This is a genomic window from Nocardia lasii (assembly GCF_042658545.1).
In the GTDB taxonomy this organism is placed as follows: domain Bacteria; phylum Actinomycetota; class Actinomycetes; order Mycobacteriales; family Mycobacteriaceae; genus Nocardia; species Nocardia lasii.
This window is the reverse complement of sequence record NZ_JBHSQN010000009.1, coordinates 279,566-297,964: the sequence shown is the minus strand read 5'-3', so window position 1 is coordinate 297,964 and position 18,399 is coordinate 279,566. Positions and strand designations below refer to the sequence as shown.

The window sequence follows — 18,399 nt, the reverse complement described above, 5'->3', positions numbered from 1 at the left end:
CCGCGCTGGACCCGGCGCCCGCGCCGGTGGCCACGCTGGTCGCCGATCCGCCCACGCCGCGCCCGATGGCGCCCGCCCCGGCGCCGCAGGCCGCCCAGGATCCGCGCTACGACACCGGCACCGACGAACGGCCCGCCCTGCCGCGGCGCAGCAGGCAGACCAACCTGGCGCCGGAGCTGTCCGAGCCCGTGGTCGAGGCCCCGCGCGAGCCCGAGCGTCCGCGCTCGGCCGAACAGGCGCGTGATCTCATGTCCGCGATCGAGAACGGCACCCGTCAGGGTCGCCGGCACCAGACCACTTCGAACCAGGACGAACAGGAAGGCTGAGGTGAACTCTTCCCCCGGTGATCTCAACTGGCTACTCGACGATCTCGTCGACCGGCTGGCAGGGGTCCGCTACGCGGTCGTGCTGTCCACCGACGGACTGCTGCTCGGACGTTCCTCGCAGATGAAGCGCGAGGACGCCGAGCACTTCGCGGCCATGTCGTCGACCCTGCACGGTCTCGCGCGCAGCGCGGGTGCCCGCTTCGACGGCGGCGCGGTGCGCCAAGCGGTGATCGAACTCGATCGGGCGGTGCTGTTCGTGACCTCGGCGGGCGACAACGCCTGCCTGGCGCTGCAGGCCACCGAGTCGGCCAACCTCGGCATGGTGGCCTACGAAATGAATCTCACCGTGGCGCGGGTCGGCAGTTATCTGTCGACGGAACCGCGCCACGGACATGCGCAGCTATAGAAAGTTTCACCGATGACTCGACTAGGCGATCCGTGGTTCGACGACGCGGCCGGACCACTGGTTCGGCCGTACGCGGTGACCCGCGGCCGCACCATGGGTGCGGCGCACGACCTGGACATGCTCACGGTGGTGGTCGCGGTGCACCCGGCCCCCACCCTGCGCCGGCCCGAACCCGAGTACCGGATGATCGCGCAGCTGTGCAAGCGTCCGCAATCGGTGGCCGAGGTCTCGGCCGTGCTCAAACTGCCTCTGGCGGTGACCAAGATCCTCGTCGGTGATCTCATCGCCGAGGGCCACCTCATCTTCCGGGCTCCGGTAACGGCCGACGCCGGCGCCGGTGACCTCAACGTATTGCGAGCGGTTCTGGATGGCATCCGAAAACTTTGACCCGACGACCTCGGGCGGCCAGCACCTGGCCGCCTCGGTCAAGATCCTCGTCGCCGGCGGCTTCGGCGTCGGCAAGACCACCATGGTGGCCTCGATCAGCGAGATCGCGCCGTTGCGCACCGAGGAGCTGATCACCGAGGTCAGCACCGGCGTGGACGACCTGTCGGGGGTGGAGCAGAAGCACACCACCACCGTCGCGCTGGACTTCGGCCGCATCACCATCGACCGGGATCTGGTGCTGTACCTGTTCGGCACGCCCGGCCAGGACCGGTTCTGGTTCCTGTGGGACGAGCTGTGCCGTGGCGCGCTCGGGGCGATCGTGCTGGCCGACACCCGACGGTTGAGCAACTCCTTCGCCGCGGTGGACTTCTTCGAACGGCGCGGACTGCCGTTCCTGATCGCGGTGAACTGTTTCGACGGGGCGCCGCGCTACACCATCGACGAGGTGCGCGACGCGCTCGACCTGGATCCCAACACCCCGGTGATGCTGTGCGACGCGCGCGATCGGCCCTCGGCCAAGGCGGTGCTGACGCATCTGGTCGAGTACCTGATCGATCGCGCCGCGCGCACCCCCGTCACCACCTGAGCCGACTATGCCGAGCCCGGTGCGGCGACCGCGTGTTCCGCGGCTCGGCTGGTCTGCTCCCACGCCGACCAGGTGGCCATCTTGGCGCGTGCGAGGTCGAAGGCCAAGTCGTACACCATGTTTCCGAGCAGCAGTCGCAGCGGCGGCTCCTCGGCGTCGACCAGCGTGAGCAGCGCCCGCGCGGCCAGGGCGGGTTCGCTGTCGATGGAGCCCTCGGCCCACTGTGCCTCGAGCTGGGCGCGCAGCGGGGCGTACGCCTCGATCGGGGTGGTATTTCGCATCGCCGAGTACAGGTCGGTCCAGTAGCCGCCCGGCTGCAGAATGCTCACGCGCACACCGAATTCCGCGGCCTCCATGGCCAGCGCCTCGCTCATGCCCTCGAGCGCGAACTTGCTCGCCGCGTACATGCCCGACAGCGGGAATCCGGCGAGTCCGCCGATGCTCGAGACCTGCACGATGTGGCCGTGGCGCTGGGCGCGCAGGTGCGGTAGCACGGCCTGGCTCACCCACAGGGCGCCGAAGAAGTTCACCTCCAACTGGTCGCGGGCCTGCTGCTCGGTGAATTCCTCGATCATGCCCATCGACAGGGTGCCTGCGTTGTTGACCACGATGTCGAGGCGGCCGAAGTGTGCCACGGCCTCCTCGACCGCGGTGTGCACGGCGGCACGGTCGGTGACATCGAGGGTCAGCGGCAGGACCCGGCCCGGGTGGGCGGCGGCGAGTTCGTCCAGCGCGGCGCGGGTGCGGGCGGCCACGGCGACCCGATCCCCGTGTGCCAGTGCGGCTTCGGCGAAGGCTCGACCGAGGCCACGGCTGGCTCCGGTGATGAACCAGACGCGGGGGGTGGCGGTACCGGCGGTGGTCATGGCGTTCCTCCTTCACTAGACAAGACGTTGCGTCTCGTCTGACATTTCCCAGATTGCCACCACTTTTCCGCCCTGTCAAGACGCAACGTCTCGTCTCTTTGATACGCTGTGCGCATGAGCCCCCAGCCCGCGCCCAAGCAGTCGGCCGACGCGAGTCGTCGCAACGAGAACTCCCGGCGCGCGATCCTCACCGCCGCCTTCGACCTGGCCGGCGAGATCGGCTACGACAAACTGACCATCGAGGCCATCGCCGCGCGCGCGGGGGTGGGAAAACAGACGATCTACCGGTGGTGGCCGTCCAAGGGCGCGGTCCTGCTCGACGCCGTGCTGATGCTCACCGACAGCGACTCCGCAGGCCCCGGCCTCCCCGACACCGGCGACCTAGAGGCCGACCTGAAACTGGTCCTGCGCGCCACCGTCGCGGAACTGTCCGACCCCCGCTTCGACCTACCGCTGCGCGGCCTGACCAGCGCCATCATGCACGACCGGGGCCTGGCCGCCGCCTACACCGAACGACTCCAGGCCCCGATCGACGAACTCAAACGCCACCGACTGGCCGCCGCGCAGGCCGCGGGCGAGATCGCCGACGATGTCGACCTCGAGGTGGCCATCGCCCTCATCTGGGGACCACTGATGGATCGCTGGCTGCTGCGCCCCGAGGGCCTCACCACCGACTTCGCCGACCGCGTGGTCGAGACCGCGCTGCGCGGGCTACGGGGCTGAACCTGGTGCCGGGCAGCATGTTTCACCACAGGCAGGTAGACCCGCGCCGAAACGCGGGCCTACCCGGAACTCAGCGGAAGCGCAGGTTCGTCGTGGCGAGACCGAAGATCTTGCGGCCGCCGGACTTGGCGGTGACGGCGACCACCGCGGTGCGGGTCGCCGGGTCGAGGGACTTCACGCGACCGGTGTACTCGACCTGGCCGCCCTCGCGGCCGACGACGGTGGGGGCCGAGAGGCGCACGCCGTAGCGGGTGACCGCGCCGGGGTCGCCCGACCACGCGGACACGAAGCCCGCGCCGAGGCCCATGGTCAGCATGCCGTGGGCGATGATGTCGGGCAGGCCGGCCAGTTCGGCGATCTTCTCGTCCCAGTGGATCGGATTGCCGTCGCCGGAGACGCCGGCGTAGTTGACCAGGTCGCCGCGCGAGACGCGGGCGTCGCGCAGCGGCAGTTCGTCGCCGACACCGAGCTCGTCGAACGACAGCGTGGTGCTGGGCACCCGCGCGGCACCGGCGACCGAGAGCACGACCTGCTCGCCCTCGGGGCGCAGGGTGGTCTCCACCGCGGCGCTCTTGTCCTGGCTGAACACCTTCACCCCGTGCAGCATGACGTTCTCCACCGCGGCGGTGATCTCGGGCGAGACCCCGTCGTCGCCGGTGATGCCGACGACCGTGGTGTGCATGGTGTGCACGGTCTCGCCCGCCTCGTCGACGAAGGTGTTGGTGACCGTGATCAGGTCCTTGCCCGCGATCGTGCGCACCGAGGACAGCTCCACGTCGACGATGAGGCGGTCACCGGCCACGATCGGCTTGTGCTGTTCGAAGACCTGCTCGGTCTGCACGAACATGTCGTAGCCGACCACCACCGTCTCGAACAGCAGCTTGTTGGCCGCCATCGCCGGGATGGAGACGAAGGTCAGCGGCGCGACCAGGCCGGGGTAGCCGAGCGCGGCGGCTGCCTCGTCCTCCCAGTGCGCGGGGTGGAAGTCCTGGACCGCGCGGGCGTACTCGCGGATCTTCTCGCGGCCGACCTCGTACACGCCGTCGACCCGGTAGTAGTGGCCTACCTTCGACGCGACATCAGGGGCATCGACAGCCAGGTCATCGACTACGGAAGTCACTATGAATCACCTTCGTTCGGGGAGCGGACATCCGGCAGGCTAGTCGACGCGCAGTCCGACCGTACATTTCTTGGCACAGTTCACAGTTCCGAACGGTCCGACGAAAACCGTGGCGCGCTGATCTGGAATGAGTCATAATCTGGAACGTGTCCACAAAACCGGACTTCGAGCAGATGCTCCGTGCAGCCCCACTGCGCGTCACCGCGCCACGTCTGGCGGTGCTCACCGCGGTGCACGAACATCCGCACGCCGAGACGGACACGATCCTGAGTCGAGTCAGAGCCTCCCTCGGGGCGGTGAGCACCCAGGCCGTCTACGACGCGCTGCGCGCGCTCACCACCGCCGGGCTGCTGCGCCGGATCCAACCGATGGGCACCGTCGCACGGTACGAGACCCGCGTCGGTGACAACCACCATCACCTGGTCTGCCGAACCTGCGGGGTGATCGTCGATGTCGAATGCGCCGTCGGCGACACACCCTGCCTGAACCCCAGCGACACCCACGGTTTCGTCGTCGACGAGGCCGAGGTCATCTACTGGGGTCGATGCTCTGACTGCACGACATCGCCATCACTGACCTGAAAGGATTCGCCGTGCCAGAGGAACACCCACCGATCGCGGAAGCCAATACGGAACCCGGTGAGAACGGCGGCTGCCCTGTCGCGCACCAGCCCTTCGCGTCCACCGACGCCCGTGGCAGCAACCTCGACTGGTGGCCCAACCAGCTCAATCTCGGCCTACTGCAACAGGATCCGCCCGCGGCCAACCCGTTCGGCGGCGATTTCGACTACGCGAAGGAGTTCGCGACCCTCGACCTGGCCGAGGTGAAGGCCGATATCGAGCGCGTCCTGACCGACTCCAAGTCCTGGTGGCCCGCCGATTTCGGCCACTACGGTCCGCTGTTCGTCCGCATGGCCTGGCACTCGGCAGGCACCTACCGCGTCGGTGACGGTCGCGGCGGCGCCGACGGCGGCCTGCAGCGCTTCGCCCCGCTCAACAGCTGGCCCGACAACGCCAGCCTGGACAAGGCCCGGCGGCTGCTGTGGCCGGTGAAGAAGAAGTACGGCCGCAAGCTGTCGTGGGCGGATCTGCTCATCTACACCGGCAATGTCTCCCTCGAGTCGATGGGCTTGCGCACCTTCGGTTTCGGTGGCGGGCGCGTGGACGCGTGGGAGCCCTCCGAGAACGTGTTCTGGGGTCCCGAACGCACCTGGCTCGGCGACGAACGCTACAGCGGCGACCGCAACCTCGAGCGTCCGCTGGCCGCGGTGCAGATGGGTCTGATCTACGTCAATCCCGAAGGCCCCAACGGCAATCCGGATCCGATCGCCGCCGCCGTCGACATCCGCGAGACCTTCGCCCGGATGGCGATGAACGACGAGGAGACCGCCGCGCTCATCGCCGGTGGACACACCTTCGGCAAGACCCACGGCGCGGGCCCGGCCGACAATGTCGGTCCCGAGCCCGAGGCCGCGCCACTCGAGGAGCAGGGTCTTGGCTGGCGCAGCAAGTTCGGCACCGGGGTCGGCGAGGACGCGATCACCAGCGGCCTCGAGGGCATCTGGAACAGCACGCCGATCGCCTGGGACAACAACTTCCTCGAGACCCTCTACGGGTACGAGTGGGAACTGAGCGAGAGCCCGGCGGGCGCGCACCAGTGGATCCCCCAGGGCGGCGCGGGCGCCGACACCGTGCCCGACCCGTTCGTCCCGGGCCGCAAGCGCGCCCCGGTCATGCTGACCACCGACCTGTCGCTGCGTTTCGACCCCATCTACGGGCCGATCACGCGGCGCTGGCTGGAGAACCCGGCCGAGTTCGAGGACGCGTTCGCCCGCGCCTGGTTCAAGCTCACCCACCGCGACATGGGTCCGATCGTGCGCTACCTCGGCCCGCTGGTGCCCAGCGAGGAACTGCTGTGGCAGGACCCGGTGCCCGCCCAGCAGGGCCCGGTCCTCGGTGAGTCCGAGATCGCCGCGCTCAAGGGCCAGATCCAGTCGTCCGGGCTGTCCATCGCCCAGCTGGTGTCGACCACGTGGGCGGCGGTGTCGTCGTTCCGTGGCAGCGACAAGCGCGGCGGCGCCAACGGCGGCCGGATCCGGTTGCAGCCGCAGGCGGGCTGGGCGGTCAACCAGCCCGACGAGCTCGCCCAGGTGATCCGGGTCTACGAGAGCATCCAGGACAGCTTCAACGCGGCGGGCGGCACGCAGGTGTCCTTCGCCGACCTGGTCGTGCTCGGTGGCGCGGTGGGTGTCGAACAGGCCGCCCAGGCCGCCGGCTTCCCGGTGACGGTGCCGTTCTCCCCCGGTCGCACCGACGCGACCCAGGAGCAGACCGACATCGAGTCTTTCGCCGCGCTCGAGACCCCGGCCGACGGGTTCCGCAACTACGTGTCCAAGGACGCGCAGGTGCCCGCCGAGTACCTGCTGCTCGACAAGGCCAACCTGCTCACCCTCACCGCACCGGAACTGACGGTGCTGATCGGTGGACTGCGAGTCCTGGGCGCGAACTACCAGTCCTCGCCGCTCGGGGTGTTCACCGAGACGCCGGGCGCGTTGACCAACGACTTCTTCGTCAACCTGGTGGACATGGACGTCGAGTGGTCGCCGTCGAGCGAGGACGGCCTCTACGAGGGCCGCGATCGGGAGTCGGGCGCGGTGAAGTGGACCGCGAGCCGGGTCGATCTGGCGTTCGGGTCCAACGCGCAGCTGCGCGCGCTGGTCGAGGCCTACGCCACCGACGACGCGCGCGAACAGTTCGTGCACGACTTCGTCGCCGCGTGGACCAAGGTCAGCAACCTGGACCGGTTCGATCTGGTCTGATCCCGACACGCCGATGCCCTGCGAATCACGGTGATTCGCAGGGCATCTCGGCGTCTCTCAGGATTCGGCGAGCTCGGCGAGCCGGTCCACCGAGGCCTGGAGCTTGTCTGCCGTGGTGGCCTTGGCGCGCACCTGCCGCAGCTCGTCGTGCAGGGCGGTCCAGTCGTAGGTGTGGGTCACCCGGGTGTGGGTGTCGTCGAGGGGCTCGAGTTCCCAGCGCCACAGGTGTCCGGGCGGGGTCTTGTCGCGCTCGGACGGGTTCCACGCGATGCGGCGGGCCTCCTCGAACTCGACGATGTGGTTGTCGCGGTCGGCGCCGTTGGTCAAGGTGGTGGTGAACACGTCACCGACCGCGCGAACCCGCTGGCCCGCGGCGGCTTCGGCGAGATTGTCGTTGCCGTCCCAGCGCGGCTGCTGGGCGGGATCGGCGATCAGCTCGAAGATCGCGGCGGGGCTCGCCGCGATGTCGCGGGAGGCGTGGACGATGCGTGGGGCGTCGATGGTTTCGGTCACCCGGTCGAGAGAACCAGCGCCGCACTCCCCCGGCAACCATTCCGCTCGAGGGCGCGACTAATTCGTCCGATACACCGCGAACACCGGAATCTCGCGATCGGTGTTGTCCCGGTACTCGCCGAAACCCGGGATCAGCGCCACCATCCGGTCGTAGAGGGCGGTGCGTTCCGGCTCGGCGACCAATTCGGCCTTGCCCGTATAGGTTTCGCCCGGAACCTCGACGGTCAGGGTGGGATCGGCGAGCAGGTTGTAGTACCAGGCGGGGTGTTTGTCGGCGCCGCCGTTGGAGGCGATCAGCACGATCCGGTCGCCGTCGGGCAGAAACACCAGCGGATTGGTGATCGCCCGACCCGATTTCGCGCCGGTGGTGGTGATGATCACCATGGTGTCGCGGCCGGCGAACGGGCCGCCGACGCGCCCGCCGTTGGCCCGGAACTCGGCGATCACCTGGTCGTTGAATGCGCTCATGCCTGCCACAACACCGCCACCACCCCCGGAAATTCCGCCCCTGCCACGGCATATGCGCGCAGACCGTGAGGTCCTCTAACGTTGCCGGGTGCTAGGACATTCTCATGCGACGAGTGGGGCGCTGGCCTGGGCCGGTACGGCCGCCGCGCTACCGCTCACCGTCGCCGCGTTCCCCCTGTTCGACAGCGACACAACGAAATTCGGGATCGCCGAACTGATCATGGGCACCCTGCTCACCGCGGGCGCCGCGCTGCTGCCCGACGCGGACCACCCCAACGGGACCATCTCCCACGTCCTTGGCCCGGTCTCGCATCACCTGTGCCGGTTCATCTCGTGGGCCTCGGGCGGACACCGGCACGGGACGCATTCGCTGCTGTTCGTGGTCGTCGCGGTGCTGGGGACGTGGGCGGGCGAACACTATCTGGGTCGACCGTTCACCCTCGGGCTGGTGTTCTTCCTGCTCGCGCTGGCGGTGCGGTCGCTGCACCTGTGCCCGCCCGGCAAGAACGTGCGTTCCTACGGGACGGTGATCGTGTTGGCCGCGGCGGGCACGTTCGCGGTGGATCACTGGATCGTGGATCGGCCCGCGTGGTTGCCGATCTGCGTGGGGCTGGGGTGTCTGGCGCATCTGCTGGGCGATTGCCTGACCGATCGGGGTTGTCGGCTGCTGTGGCCGTTTCCGTTGCGGACCCGGGTGCCGTTGATCGAGCGGACCGGCAATCGGGTCGAAACCTGGGTTATCTCACCGCTTTTCGTGCTGGGGGCGATGGGGGCGCTCTGGTACGCGATCACGCAACAGCGCTGAGTTCGGGCACCGGGACGGCGGGCTCCCCCGCCGTCCCTCGCCGGGCCGGCGCAGCCGGTCCCCAGTGCCTTCCCTATGCACATACATGTATAGATGCGCATATCTCGGTAACGCGATGGATTTGTGTCGCGTCCCAGATCCGGGCCTCGACAACCGTCGCCCGTGGCCGATCTCGACCCGAACCGCCCATAATTGAGTGCACAGTTGTACTCTCAATTTCGTGACCGAGCAGCTCCCCCGATCCCAGGCCGAAATACAGGCCCTCACCCGCCTGGCGGGCGATGAATTCGTCGGCGCCGTGGACGGGATCGCTGCCATGCATCGCGCCATCTCCGACCGCGTGTTCGCCGCGATTCGCCTCGGCGTCGGACCCGCCGCCGCCCCGGTGAAGGTCGTGCACGACGCGATCACCGACGGGGTGTACGCGGCGGTCAGCGGCACCGGACTCATCGTCGGCGAGGTCGCGAGCGCGGTACAGCTGCCCGGGGTCACCGCGCCCTCGCGCACGGTGTGGGGCGCGGGCGTGCTGGCCGCGATCCAGGGTTTCATCGGCGACGCCCTCGAGGACGACGCCCCGATCCTGGCCTCCCCCATGACCTTCCGCGTCGACGGCGCCCCGGTCCCGCCCGAGGAACTGGCCGCGCACGTCCCGGTACCCACCACCCGGCTGGTGGTGTTCCTGCACGGGCTCATCGAATCCGAGCACGCCTGGCGCCTCGGCGGTCGCCCCACCTACGGCGAGCGGCTGGAAGCCGACCTCGGCTACACCCCGGTCTTCGTCCGCTTCAACACCGGCCTGCACATCTCCGAGAACGCCGCCCAACTCAGCGCGCTGCTGGCCCGGCTGGTCGAGAGCTGGCCGATGCCGGTGCACGAGATCTGCCTGGTCGGGCACTCCATGGGCGGGTTGGTCATGCGCAGCGCCTGCCATCAGGCCGAAGCCGCCGAGCAGGTGTGGGTACGCGCGGTGCGTCAGGTGGTCTGCCTGGGTTCGCCGCATCTGGGCGCGCCGCTCGAGCAGTTCGTGCACTACGCCTCGGCCGCGCTGGACCTACTGCCCGAGACCCGCCCGCTGAGCAAGCTGTTGCGCAGGCGCAGTGCCGGCATCCGGGATCTGCGCCACGGCTCCCTCGTCGACGAGGACTGGCGCGATCCGGACGTGGACACCCTGCGCGCGCGAGCCGTCATCGAGGTTCCGCTGCTGCCGGGCGTCGACCACTACTTCGTCACCACCACCATCACCCACAGCCCCCAGCACCCGCTCGGCGTGATCATCGGCGACGGCATGGTCCTGTCGGGCAGCGGATCGGGGCGCGGCCGCACCCGGCGCCTGGATCTGGACGCGGTCAACGGCCTGCACATCCCCGCGGCGAACCATTTCAGCCTGCTCAATCACGACGCCGTCTACGAGGCCCTGCACAGCTGGTTGACGAGCACGCCCCGCAGACCGCGCCCGGTGGATACGCTGTGGCCATGACTCTCGACCACGGCGACCCGGGCGACGCACCCGCCATACCGCTGCCGACCGCTCCCCTGGCCAACGAGGCGCGCCCGTCGGCGGCCGAGGAGGCACGCACGATCGCGGCGGGCACCAACACCGGCACCCTGGCCAGTCTCACCGCCGACGGCGCGCCGTGGGCGTCGTTCATCACCTACGGACTGCTCGACGGGCAACCGGTGCTGAGCGTGTCGCGCCTGGCCGAACACGGCCGTAACCTGGCCCGCGACCCGCGCGCGAGCATCGCGATCGTCACCCCCGACATCCCCGCCGACCCCCTGGCAGGCACCCGCATCACCCTGGCCGGGTTCGTCGAGAAGCCCACCGGCGCCGAAGCCGACGCTGCCCGCGCGGCCCACCTCAGTGCCATCCCCGCGGCCAAGTACTACATCGACTACAACGACTTCACCCTGTGGGTCCTGCGCGTCGAACGCGTGCGCTGGGTCGGCGGCTACGGTCGCATGGACTCCGCCTCCGCCGCCGAATACCGTGCGGCGCAACCGGATCCGATCGTCGCCCACGCCGCCCCCGGCATCGCCCACCTCAACGCCGACCACGCCGAGGCCCTGCTCGCGATGGCCCAGCAACTCGGCGGCTTCCCCGACGCCATCGCCGCCACCTGCGAACGCGCCGACCGCTACGGCCTCGACCTGCGCGTGGAATCCCCGCGCGGGGTGGCCCGCACCCGCGTCGGCTACGCCACCCCGATCTCCGAGATCAGCGAACTGCGCGCCGCCACCGTCGAATTGGCCCGCCGAGCCCGCGCCACCGACTGAGCGCCCCGCGCGTTCGCCGTTCGCCCGCGCTCAGGGCCACAGCACCGCCACCAGCACGTTCACGATCGCGAGGCCGCCCGCGGCGTCGGTCATCCAGGGGACCTGCTTGCCGCGCTTGGCGTCACCGCGGCTGATCTCGGCGAAGGCGGCCACCGCGAACGCGATCACCAGCTTCACCGCCAGCTTGGTCGTGTCGGGTTCCTTGTGCAGTGACTCGATCCCCGAGGCCATCCCGGCCAGGATCACGCCGGTGATCAGCTGCGCCCGCGCACCCCACACCATCAACTCCGAGACCCTCGGGCGCGAGGCGACATAACCACCGACGACCGCCGCCATGCCGAGCAGATGGGCGACGACGACGAGCTTGTAGACCAATTCCATGGGTGCGCAGCGTAATACAGACGAAAGCGGCCGGTACCCGAAGGCACCGGCCGTGTCAGACGAACTCTTCCGTGTGGGGGTCAGTTGGCCTGCTGATCCAGCAGGTGCGAGTCCTTGCGGACGCCGAAAGCGGTGATGACCTCCATGATGCCGATGATGATCAGGAAGATGCCGACCACCAGGACCAGCGTGGCGACGGAACCGATCGGCCACACGATCAGGATCACACCGGCCAGCGCGCTGATGATGCCGTAGAAGATCTGCCAGCCGCGTCCGGGCACGCCGCTGGTCTCCGAGATCGCCGAGAACAGCACCGCGATACCGCGGAACAGCCAGCTGATGCCGATCCACAGGCCCAGCAGCACGATCGAGGTGAGGTCGTCGCGGAAGCAGAACACACCGATGATCAGCGACAGCACACCGCTGATGAAGGACAGCACGCGAAAGCTGGTGCTCGGCAGGTGGGTGAAGGCGGCGATCAGCTGGAAGATACCGCTGACAACCATGTAGATACCGAACAGCACGCCCGCCACGAGCAGCGACGGACCGGGCCACACGAGCAAGATGATGCCGAGCACCACCGCGAGAAGACCGGTGACCAGAATTGTTTGCCAGGTTTTCTTGGCAAGAGCCGTCAACGGGCTCCCCAGCACGGTATTTGTCGTCATGACGAGATGTTATGCCCGGTTGCGCTGGTTTTCCGGAAATTAGCTGGGGCTGTGACCGTGTCGCGATCGGACCCGCCGCGCTGACCGGGCGAGCGTGCGCGTCGTCACCTCCTTGCCCGGACGAACGTTTGGCGCGCGAGCGGCTCGGGTAGATGAAGGGGGTGTCGGTTGTACTCGTGCTGCAAGCTCGGGGCCTCGGTGAACTCCTCGCCGCGGTCCCGGCTCTGCGTGCCCTGCGCCGGGCCGAACCGCGGAGCCGAATCGTCCTGGCGGCGCCACCTCGGCTCGAGCAGATCGTCGACCTGATCTCCTCGGTCGACGAGCTCGTGCCCACCGCCGATCCGGCCGCCCTGATCTGGGACGGTCCCGCACCGGAATTGGCGGTGAACCTGCACGGCCCCGACGGCGCCAGCGCACGGGCACTGGCCGATACCGGGGCCGCGCGGATCATCGGCCACCGCACCCCCGCCTTACCGAAGCTCGCGGGCCCGCGCTGGGACCCCGAGGCGAACATGGTCGATCGCTGGTGTCGACTGCTCGAGGGTGAGGGCATCGACGCCGATCGCCGCAATATCGGGTTGGTGCCGCCGGTGGCCTCGATCAGTCGTCGCGATTGCGTGGTCGTCCACATCGGCGCGGGCGCCCCCGCGCGGCGCTGGCCGCCGGAACGGTTCGCCGCGGTCGTGCGACACCTGCTGGTGCTGGGCCGCGATGTGGTGCTCACCGGCGACCCCTTCGAACGCGATATCGCCCGGCAGGTGGCCGCGCAGGCGGGTCTGCCCGACGATCGGGTGCTCGCGGGGCGCCAGAACCTCACCGATCTGGCCGCCACGGTCGCCGAGGCCGGGCTCGTGATCAGCGGCGACACCGGGGTCGCGCACCTGGCGACCGCCTTCGGCACGCGCACGGTCCTGCTGTTCGGCCCCACCCCGCCGCGCCGGGTCGGCCCGCCCTCGCATCTGCTCGGCAGGCACGCGGTGCTGTGGGCCGGGCAGACCGGCGATCCCGACGCCATGTCCCCCGACCCCGGACTATTGCGGATCGGGGCGCCCGAGGTGATCTCGGCGGTGGACGCGCAGTTGGACAAGCAGGCCTGGACCGAGACCAGCCGGTCGCGTTACCGCCGGGTGGGCTGAGCGGCGTCCTCCCCGACGGCGTCGCGCAGGGCCGCGGCGTGGGCGGCCAGGGCACTGGGCCAGAACTTGTCGAGATAGTCGCGCGCGTCGTTGAGACCGCGCGGGTCGAGGGAGTAGAGGTGGCGGTTACCGTCGCGGCGCATCCGCACCAGGTGCGCCTCGCGCAGGATCCGCAGGTGCTGCGAGGCCGCTGAGCTGGTGATTCCGGTGGCGGTGGCGAGGTCGGCGACCGAGCGCGGCCCCTGGGGCAGCGACTCGAAGATCGCGCGCCGAGTGGGGTCGGATAACGCCGTGATAGCCCGAACTCCGTTAGCGTCCACTGAAACAGTCTCCCCGGATCGGGGTATTTCGGCAACGATCTTGCACACGAGCATTTCACCCGGTGAGTCCACGGATGCGGAGTTTCGTTAGGGGATCGTTATAGATCAACTGCGGTTATAGCCGTTCGTGATCGCAACCACATCATTCGCCGCGCAGGTCACGGGTTAGCTACGTTTTTAAACATGTTCGTGACCAACCCGTTATCTGCTCGAGTCTCCGACGCCTTCGCCGGCCGTTGGGGAGGCGTAGTCGCGGGTGCGGTGGCTTTGTCCGCACTCGTGGGTACCTCCGTCGCCACTTTCAGTGAGCCCGAGAGCCCTGTCCTGACCACTACTATCGCCGCGGATGCCACCCAGGCCATCAACACCGGCCAGTCGCCGTACCGCTTCACCGCGTACACCCCTGCCGAGGCCCAGGGCCCGCAGGCGTCGGCGCCCATCGCGTGGGAGGAGCACCGCGAGGCGGTAGCCCTCGAGCTGCCGCAGCTGCCGGTTCTCGCTCCCCCGCCGCCCCCGCCGCCGAGCACGGTTCGTCCGGTGCACGGCCGGCTGACCTCGTACTACGGTCCCCGCTGGGGCCAGGCGCACAACGGCATCGACTTCGGTGACCCGATCGGCGCGCCCGTTTTCGCCGTCACCAACGGTACCGTCATCGAAACCGGTCCCGCGACGGGCTTCGGCCTGTGGGTCCGCGTCCAGCAGGACGACGGCACCATCGGCGTGTTCGGCCACGTCAACGAGATCCTGGTCCACCCCGGCCAGCAGGTCAACGCCGGTGACACCATCGCCACCGTCGGCAACCGCGGCCAGTCGACCGGCCCCCACCTGCACTACGAGGTGCGCGTGCCGGACGGCTCGCAGTACGGCAACCCGATCGACCCGCACGCCTGGCTCGGCGCCCGCGGCATCCACCTGGGTGTCCCGCAGGACTGATCCTCACCAACCACTGATCGCCGCCCGCCGCGCGATCGGAAATTCCCGAAGCCGCGCGACCGCGAGCGTCGAGTCATGGTCTCCCGAGACCAGACCGACCTCGCGGTCGCGTTTCGCTATCGATGGGGACGTTCGTCGGTTCGGCGTGCGCGAAGTTGCCGCTGTCGTCAATGGGTCGTGACGCTGCGGGAACCGCCGGGGTGCGCGCGGCTCGAGCGGCCCGACGATCGCGCGGAGATTGCTGGGTGCGCGCCGCTGTCGGCGCGCGGGCGAGAGGGCGGACGGCGCGCGGCATCCGCACCGGTGCTGAGCGCGGCGGTGACCGAGGCGTTGCCGTCGACGAGGCGAGGAGTGGGGGTGTTCTCGGGGTTCTCGCGCGGCCGAGCCAGGGGTCGGCGACAGGTCGTACTCGGGTAGGGGGTGGGGACCGGTCCGTAGCGGGATTCGGTGGGGCGTAGGCGATTTCTAGCTTCGGTGTATGGCGACGATCGGATTCACCCACACTCTGTCCCGCATGCGCTCGCGGACCGGTTCGGTGCGCGAGGAAGGGCCGTGGCACGGGCCGCTGCTGGTGAATTCGGCGCTGATGGTGGCCTTGGTCGTCGTGTCGGTGGTGGGCATGGTGGTCGACGACCGGTTGTTGCTCGGGGAGTCGGTGTGGGTGAAACCGGCCAAGTTCGGGTTCGCGTTCGCGCTCTACGGGCTGACGCTGGCCTGGATGCTGCGGTTGCCGCATCGGGGGCGGCGGGTGAGCTGGTGGTTGGGGACGGTGTTCGCGGTCACCGGGGTGCTCGACGTGGGGTTCATCGCGGTGCAGGCCGCGCGCGGGACGTTCAGTCATTTCAATACCGCCACCGATCCGGTCAACACGATCGGCCAGCAGGTGTTCGCCTCCGGCGTTCCCGGGCTGTTCGTCGCGAATCTCGTGCTCGCGGTGATCATTTCGTGGCAGAAGCTGACGGATCAGCCCACCCGGATCGCGTTGAAGGCGGGGCTGTGGCTGGCGGTGACAGGGATGATGCTCGGCTACCTGATGGGGTTCACCGGCCCGCAACTCGTCCGCCAGTCCGACGGCACCGTCGTCGGACTCATGGCCGGACACACCGTCCGCGCCGGTGACACCGCCCGCGACAGCGCCCCCGGTCTGCCGATCACCGGCTGGAGCACCATCGGCGGCGACCTGCGCATTCCGCACTTCCTCGGCCTGCACGGCATCCAGCTACTCCTGGTCCTGGCCGTCGCGCTGCTCGCGCTCGTCCCCCGCTACCCCTGGCTGCGCACCGAAACCACCCGGGCCGCCCTGCTCGTGGTCGCGACCCTCGGCTACTTCGGCCTCGTCACCCTCACCTGCTGGCAGGCCCTGCGCGGCCAACCCCTCACCGACCCCGACTCGACCACGCTCGGCGCTGGCGCCGCGCTCGCCCTGTTCGTCACGGCCGGGGTGATCACCGTCTACCTGCGCGCCCGAGAAGCGGACCGGGCGAGCTAGGCACGCTGTGTCCTAGCGGAGGCGTTCGGCCTCGCGGGCGAGTTGGAGCAGGGTGGCGCTGAGTTGGGCCAGTTCGGTGGGCGAGGCGCCCTCGTCCACCGCCGTCGCCACATCCTCGGCGGCGCAGCGGGCGGCGAACCAGCGGTCGGCCAGATCGGCGGCCTCCTGGGAGGTGAGGACCACGGCATCTTCGGGGATACCGGTGCCCTTGAGACTGGTTCGGTGTTCATAGGCACGCTGGCGGCAGGATTGGCGGCAATAGCGGCGACGGCGACCCGACTCCGAATCCACGATCTCCCGCCCGCACCACGAGCAGGACAGCAGGCGACTGCGCGACATGGTGCGAAACCCTATCGGCCCGTGCGCGAATCCGCCGGTTCAGGTCTCGCTGAGCGGGCACACTCCTGGCCTCGGCCTCGCCGCGTCGGCCGGGCGAGCCACGCTCGCCCACGCGGACGGTGCGACGGCCCACTGGGCACTACGACGGGCGGGCCGGGCACTACGACGGGTCGGCCAGGTACTACGACGGGCCGGCCGGGCACTACGACGGGCCGCCTGGGCACTACGACGGGCCGCCTGGGCACTACGACGGGTCGGCCGGGCACTACGACGGGCCGCCTGGGCACTACGACAGCCCACGTCGGCCCTACGACTACAATGGAACAGTTCAGACTTCCCGTGCGTTGAGGTAATACCAAGACCTGTTTTCGGCGCGCCTCCGCCGATGGACTGACCGAAGGGTGCGACGAAGGAGTACCCGTAGGGAGGGAAGAGGCGGAGTCAAGCGCCGAAAACCGCGGCCCCGGCCGCCGAAATTACAGGAGCACACATGGCAGATCGCGTACTCCGGGGCAGTCGGCTCGGAGCGGTGAGCTACGAGACCGATCGCGACCACGACCTGGCCCCGCGCCGGATCGCCCGCTACCGCACCGACAACGGTGAGGAGTTCGACGTCCCGTTCGCCGACGACGCGGAGATCCCGCCCACCTGGCTGTGCCGTAACGGCCAGGAGGGTCAGCTCATGGAGGGCACCTCGGTCGAGACCAAGAAGGTCAAGCCGCCGCGCACCCACTGGGACATGCTGCTGGAACGCCGCAGCAAGGAAGAGCTCGAGGAGCTGCTCAAGGAGCGCCTCGACCTGCTCAAGACCCGCCGCCGGGCCTGACGCACGATGTCGGAGGCCGCCTCCCCACCACAGGGGAAGGCGGCCTTCGACATTTCCTGGTCCAGCGAACCCTGCGGCGCCAGCCGCCGATGAGCTCAGTGGCTGGCTACTTTGCGGTACTGCAGCAGGGCCGCGGGCATCGCGAGGGCCAGGATGACGACCGAGCAGATGATCGCGTAGAGGATGCAGTTGTCCGCGGCCCAGCCCGACGGGGTGCCGAAGCTCGGGGGTGAGCTGTTCTCGAAGAGCTTGCGGCTCGCGGCCGAGACCGCGGTGATCGGGTTCCACTCGGCGATGGTGCGCAGCGGGCCGGGCAGGGTCTCGGCGGAGATGAACGCCGAGGAGATGAACGTCAGCGGGAACAGCCAGATCAGGCCCGCGCTCTGGGCGACCTCCACGGTCGGCGAGATCAGGCCGGTGAGCGCGCCCACCCACGACATCGCGAACGCGAACAGCAGGATGATTCCGAAGGCGAGCATCGCGTCGCCGAAGCTGCCGTGGATGCGCCAGCCGACGACGTAGCCGCAGATCGACATCACGCCCAGGCTCACGATATTGACCACCAGGTCCGACAGTGTGCGGCCCATCAGCACCGCCAGCCGTGACATCGGCAGCGTGCGCATCCGGTCGATGATGCCCTTCTGCAGGTCACCGGCCAGGCCGACGGTGGTGAACGCGGCATTGAACGCCACGGTCTGGGTGAAGATGCCCGCGATCAGGAACTCGCGGTACTGGTCGCCGCCGAGGGAGGCGCCGAAGATGTAGGCGAACAGGAACACGAACATCAGCGGCTGGATCGTCGCGGTGACCAGCAGGGTCGGCACCCGCAGGATGGTCAGCAGGTTGCGGTAGGCCACGATCGCGCTGTCGCGCGCGAACCGCGCCCGCGGCGTCATCGTCACCGGCGCGCTCGGGCGCGGGGTAGCCGATGTGATCGGCAGATCACGGGTTTCGTAATCGTCCACCGTGATGTCGGGGGCACTCATGCCTGCACCTCGCTGGCGCTCGGCGCCGG

22 protein-coding genes and 1 pseudogene are annotated in these 18,399 nt (G+C 69.2%); 14 read left to right on the top strand and 9 right to left on the bottom strand.

The window, feature by feature from the left end; translation table 11 throughout:
* From ACFP3H_RS14545 to ACFP3H_RS14530, 4 genes and pseudogenes are all read left to right on the top strand, one after another.
* A pseudogene (locus tag ACFP3H_RS14545) lies at positions 1-326 on the top strand (sensor histidine kinase); the annotation flags it as partial.
* A 1-nt stretch (position 327) separates the two neighbouring features.
* Positions 328-732 carry a roadblock/LC7 domain-containing protein gene (locus ACFP3H_RS14540; protein WP_378605524.1) on the top strand — a complete coding sequence of 135 codons (405 nt, stop codon included), beginning with the start codon at positions 328-330 and terminating at the stop codon, positions 730-732.
* A 12-nt stretch (positions 733-744) separates the two neighbouring features.
* Positions 745-1,119, top strand: coding sequence for a DUF742 domain-containing protein (locus tag ACFP3H_RS14535; RefSeq protein ID WP_378605521.1), 375 nt, complete (start codon positions 745-747; stop codon positions 1,117-1,119).
* Complete coding sequence (locus tag ACFP3H_RS14530) at positions 1,100-1,705, top strand: GTP-binding protein (protein WP_378605518.1); 606 nt, start codon at positions 1,100-1,102, stop codon at positions 1,703-1,705. The genes ACFP3H_RS14535 and ACFP3H_RS14530 overlap by 20 nt, the downstream gene beginning before the upstream one ends.
* A 5-nt stretch (positions 1,706-1,710) precedes the next feature.
* Here ACFP3H_RS14530 and ACFP3H_RS14525 read toward each other — a convergent pair whose 3' ends face one another.
* Positions 1,711-2,571: an SDR family NAD(P)-dependent oxidoreductase gene (locus ACFP3H_RS14525; RefSeq protein ID WP_378605515.1), complete on the bottom strand. Its 861-nt coding sequence runs from the start codon at positions 2,569-2,571 to the stop codon at positions 1,711-1,713.
* 114 nt (positions 2,572-2,685) lie between these two features.
* Here ACFP3H_RS14525 and ACFP3H_RS14520 point away from each other — a divergent pair, with 114 nt between their 5' ends.
* Complete coding sequence (locus ACFP3H_RS14520; RefSeq protein WP_378605512.1) at positions 2,686-3,294, top strand: TetR/AcrR family transcriptional regulator; 609 nt, start codon at positions 2,686-2,688, stop codon at positions 3,292-3,294.
* Between the two features lie 70 nt (positions 3,295-3,364).
* Here ACFP3H_RS14520 and ACFP3H_RS14515 read toward each other — a convergent pair whose 3' ends face one another.
* A complete protein-coding gene (locus tag ACFP3H_RS14515) occupies positions 3,365-4,414 on the bottom strand; it encodes a fused (3R)-hydroxyacyl-ACP dehydratase subunits HadA/HadB (protein ID WP_378605509.1) in 1,050 nt (349 codons plus the stop codon).
* Positions 4,415-4,560: 146 nt separating this feature from the next.
* Here ACFP3H_RS14515 and ACFP3H_RS14510 point away from each other — a divergent pair, with 146 nt between their 5' ends.
* Both ACFP3H_RS14510 and katG read left to right on the top strand, forming a co-directional pair.
* Complete coding sequence (locus ACFP3H_RS14510) at positions 4,561-4,995, top strand: Fur family transcriptional regulator (RefSeq protein WP_378605506.1); 435 nt, start codon at positions 4,561-4,563, stop codon at positions 4,993-4,995.
* An 11-nt stretch (positions 4,996-5,006) separates the two neighbouring features.
* Complete coding sequence (gene katG, locus ACFP3H_RS14505) at positions 5,007-7,232, top strand: catalase/peroxidase HPI (RefSeq protein ID WP_378605503.1); 2,226 nt, start codon at positions 5,007-5,009, stop codon at positions 7,230-7,232.
* Positions 7,233-7,289: 57 nt separating this feature from the next.
* On the opposite strand, the gene ACFP3H_RS14500 is transcribed toward katG, so the two are convergent.
* Both ACFP3H_RS14500 and ACFP3H_RS14495 read right to left on the bottom strand, forming a co-directional pair.
* Positions 7,290-7,745: an SRPBCC family protein gene (locus ACFP3H_RS14500; RefSeq protein WP_378605500.1), complete on the bottom strand. Its 456-nt coding sequence runs from the start codon at positions 7,743-7,745 to the stop codon at positions 7,290-7,292.
* Positions 7,746-7,802: 57 nt separating this feature from the next.
* Positions 7,803-8,213 (bottom strand): nitroreductase/quinone reductase family protein, encoded by a 411-nt coding sequence (locus ACFP3H_RS14495; RefSeq protein ID WP_378605497.1) that lies wholly within the window; start codon positions 8,211-8,213, stop codon positions 7,803-7,805.
* A gap of 88 nt (positions 8,214-8,301) precedes the next feature.
* Here ACFP3H_RS14495 and ACFP3H_RS14490 point away from each other — a divergent pair, with 88 nt between their 5' ends.
* From ACFP3H_RS14490 to ACFP3H_RS14480, 3 genes are all read left to right on the top strand, one after another.
* Entirely contained in the window at positions 8,302-9,018 is a 717-nt protein-coding gene (locus tag ACFP3H_RS14490; protein WP_378605494.1) for a metal-dependent hydrolase, read from the top strand.
* Positions 9,019-9,238: 220 nt separating this feature from the next.
* Positions 9,239-10,495: an esterase/lipase family protein gene (locus ACFP3H_RS14485; protein ID WP_378605491.1), complete on the top strand. Its 1,257-nt coding sequence runs from the start codon at positions 9,239-9,241 to the stop codon at positions 10,493-10,495.
* Positions 10,492-11,292: a HugZ family pyridoxamine 5'-phosphate oxidase gene (locus tag ACFP3H_RS14480; RefSeq protein WP_378605488.1), complete on the top strand. Its 801-nt coding sequence runs from the start codon at positions 10,492-10,494 to the stop codon at positions 11,290-11,292. The genes ACFP3H_RS14485 and ACFP3H_RS14480 overlap by 4 nt, the downstream gene beginning before the upstream one ends.
* 30 nt (positions 11,293-11,322) lie before the next feature.
* Here ACFP3H_RS14480 and ACFP3H_RS14475 read toward each other — a convergent pair whose 3' ends face one another.
* Together ACFP3H_RS14475 and ACFP3H_RS14470 are read right to left on the bottom strand one after the other, a co-directional pair.
* The gene (locus ACFP3H_RS14475) at positions 11,323-11,673 is read right to left on the bottom strand and encodes a hypothetical protein (protein ID WP_378605485.1); all 351 of its coding nucleotides are present in this window, start codon (positions 11,671-11,673) and stop codon (positions 11,323-11,325) included.
* Between the two features lie 80 nt (positions 11,674-11,753).
* Positions 11,754-12,341 (bottom strand): HdeD family acid-resistance protein, encoded by a 588-nt coding sequence (locus ACFP3H_RS14470; RefSeq protein WP_378605482.1) that lies wholly within the window; start codon positions 12,339-12,341, stop codon positions 11,754-11,756.
* A gap of 152 nt (positions 12,342-12,493) precedes the next feature.
* On the opposite strand from ACFP3H_RS14470, the gene ACFP3H_RS14465 reads away from it, so the two are divergent.
* Complete coding sequence (locus tag ACFP3H_RS14465) at positions 12,494-13,477, top strand: glycosyltransferase family 9 protein (RefSeq protein ID WP_465263762.1); 984 nt, start codon at positions 12,494-12,496, stop codon at positions 13,475-13,477.
* Here the strand turns inward: ACFP3H_RS14465 and ACFP3H_RS14460 are convergent.
* Positions 13,459-13,797 (bottom strand): ArsR/SmtB family transcription factor, encoded by a 339-nt coding sequence (locus ACFP3H_RS14460; protein ID WP_378605476.1) that lies wholly within the window; start codon positions 13,795-13,797, stop codon positions 13,459-13,461. The genes ACFP3H_RS14465 and ACFP3H_RS14460 overlap by 19 nt on opposite strands.
* A 279-nt stretch (positions 13,798-14,076) precedes the next feature.
* Between ACFP3H_RS14460 and ACFP3H_RS14455 the strand changes: the two genes are divergently transcribed.
* Entirely contained in the window at positions 14,077-14,730 is a 654-nt protein-coding gene (locus ACFP3H_RS14455) for a M23 family metallopeptidase (RefSeq protein ID WP_378605474.1), read from the top strand.
* A 514-nt stretch (positions 14,731-15,244) separates the two neighbouring features.
* On the top strand, positions 15,245-16,219 hold the full coding sequence (locus tag ACFP3H_RS14450; protein ID WP_378605471.1) for a hypothetical protein: 975 nt from the start codon (positions 15,245-15,247) through the stop codon (positions 16,217-16,219).
* 12 nt (positions 16,220-16,231) lie between these two features.
* On the opposite strand, the gene ACFP3H_RS14445 is transcribed toward ACFP3H_RS14450, so the two are convergent.
* On the bottom strand, positions 16,232-16,558 hold the full coding sequence (locus ACFP3H_RS14445; RefSeq protein ID WP_378605469.1) for a hypothetical protein: 327 nt from the start codon (positions 16,556-16,558) through the stop codon (positions 16,232-16,234).
* A gap of 490 nt (positions 16,559-17,048) precedes the next feature.
* Between ACFP3H_RS14445 and ACFP3H_RS14440 the strand changes: the two genes are divergently transcribed.
* Positions 17,049-17,384 (top strand): RNA polymerase-binding protein RbpA, encoded by a 336-nt coding sequence (locus ACFP3H_RS14440; protein WP_378605466.1) that lies wholly within the window; start codon positions 17,049-17,051, stop codon positions 17,382-17,384.
* 95 nt (positions 17,385-17,479) lie between these two features.
* Here the strand turns inward: ACFP3H_RS14440 and ACFP3H_RS14435 are convergent, their stop codons facing one another.
* Positions 17,480-18,280 (bottom strand): ABC transporter permease, encoded by an 801-nt coding sequence (locus ACFP3H_RS14435; protein WP_378605551.1) that lies wholly within the window; start codon positions 18,278-18,280, stop codon positions 17,480-17,482.
* Positions 18,281-18,399: the final 119 nt, after the last annotated feature.

Coding starts and splice junctions, on each gene's coding strand:
- ACFP3H_RS14435 (WP_378605551.1), bottom strand. CDS start 18,280: ATGACGCCGCGGGCGCGGTTCGCGCGCGACAGCGCGATCGTGGCCTAC.
- ACFP3H_RS14495 (WP_378605497.1), bottom strand. CDS start 8,213: ATGAGCGCATTCAACGACCAGGTGATCGCCGAGTTCCGGGCCAACGGC.
- ACFP3H_RS14480 (WP_378605488.1), top strand. CDS start 10,492: ATGACTCTCGACCACGGCGACCCGGGCGACGCACCCGCCATACCGCTG.
- ACFP3H_RS14450 (WP_378605471.1), top strand. CDS start 15,245: ATGCGCTCGCGGACCGGTTCGGTGCGCGAGGAAGGGCCGTGGCACGGG.
- ACFP3H_RS14475 (WP_378605485.1), bottom strand. CDS start 11,673: ATGGAATTGGTCTACAAGCTCGTCGTCGTCGCCCATCTGCTCGGCATG.
- ACFP3H_RS14445 (WP_378605469.1), bottom strand. CDS start 16,558: ATGTCGCGCAGTCGCCTGCTGTCCTGCTCGTGGTGCGGGCGGGAGATC.
- ACFP3H_RS14470 (WP_378605482.1), bottom strand. CDS start 12,341: ATGACGACAAATACCGTGCTGGGGAGCCCGTTGACGGCTCTTGCCAAG.
- ACFP3H_RS14520 (WP_378605512.1), top strand. CDS start 2,686: ATGAGCCCCCAGCCCGCGCCCAAGCAGTCGGCCGACGCGAGTCGTCGC.
- ACFP3H_RS14530 (WP_378605518.1), top strand. CDS start 1,100: ATGGCATCCGAAAACTTTGACCCGACGACCTCGGGCGGCCAGCACCTG.
- ACFP3H_RS14465 (WP_465263762.1), top strand. CDS start 12,494: ATGAAGGGGGTGTCGGTTGTACTCGTGCTGCAAGCTCGGGGCCTCGGT.
- ACFP3H_RS14525 (WP_378605515.1), bottom strand. CDS start 2,571: ATGACCACCGCCGGTACCGCCACCCCCCGCGTCTGGTTCATCACCGGA.
- ACFP3H_RS14440 (WP_378605466.1), top strand. CDS start 17,049: ATGGCAGATCGCGTACTCCGGGGCAGTCGGCTCGGAGCGGTGAGCTAC.
- ACFP3H_RS14535 (WP_378605521.1), top strand. CDS start 745: ATGACTCGACTAGGCGATCCGTGGTTCGACGACGCGGCCGGACCACTG.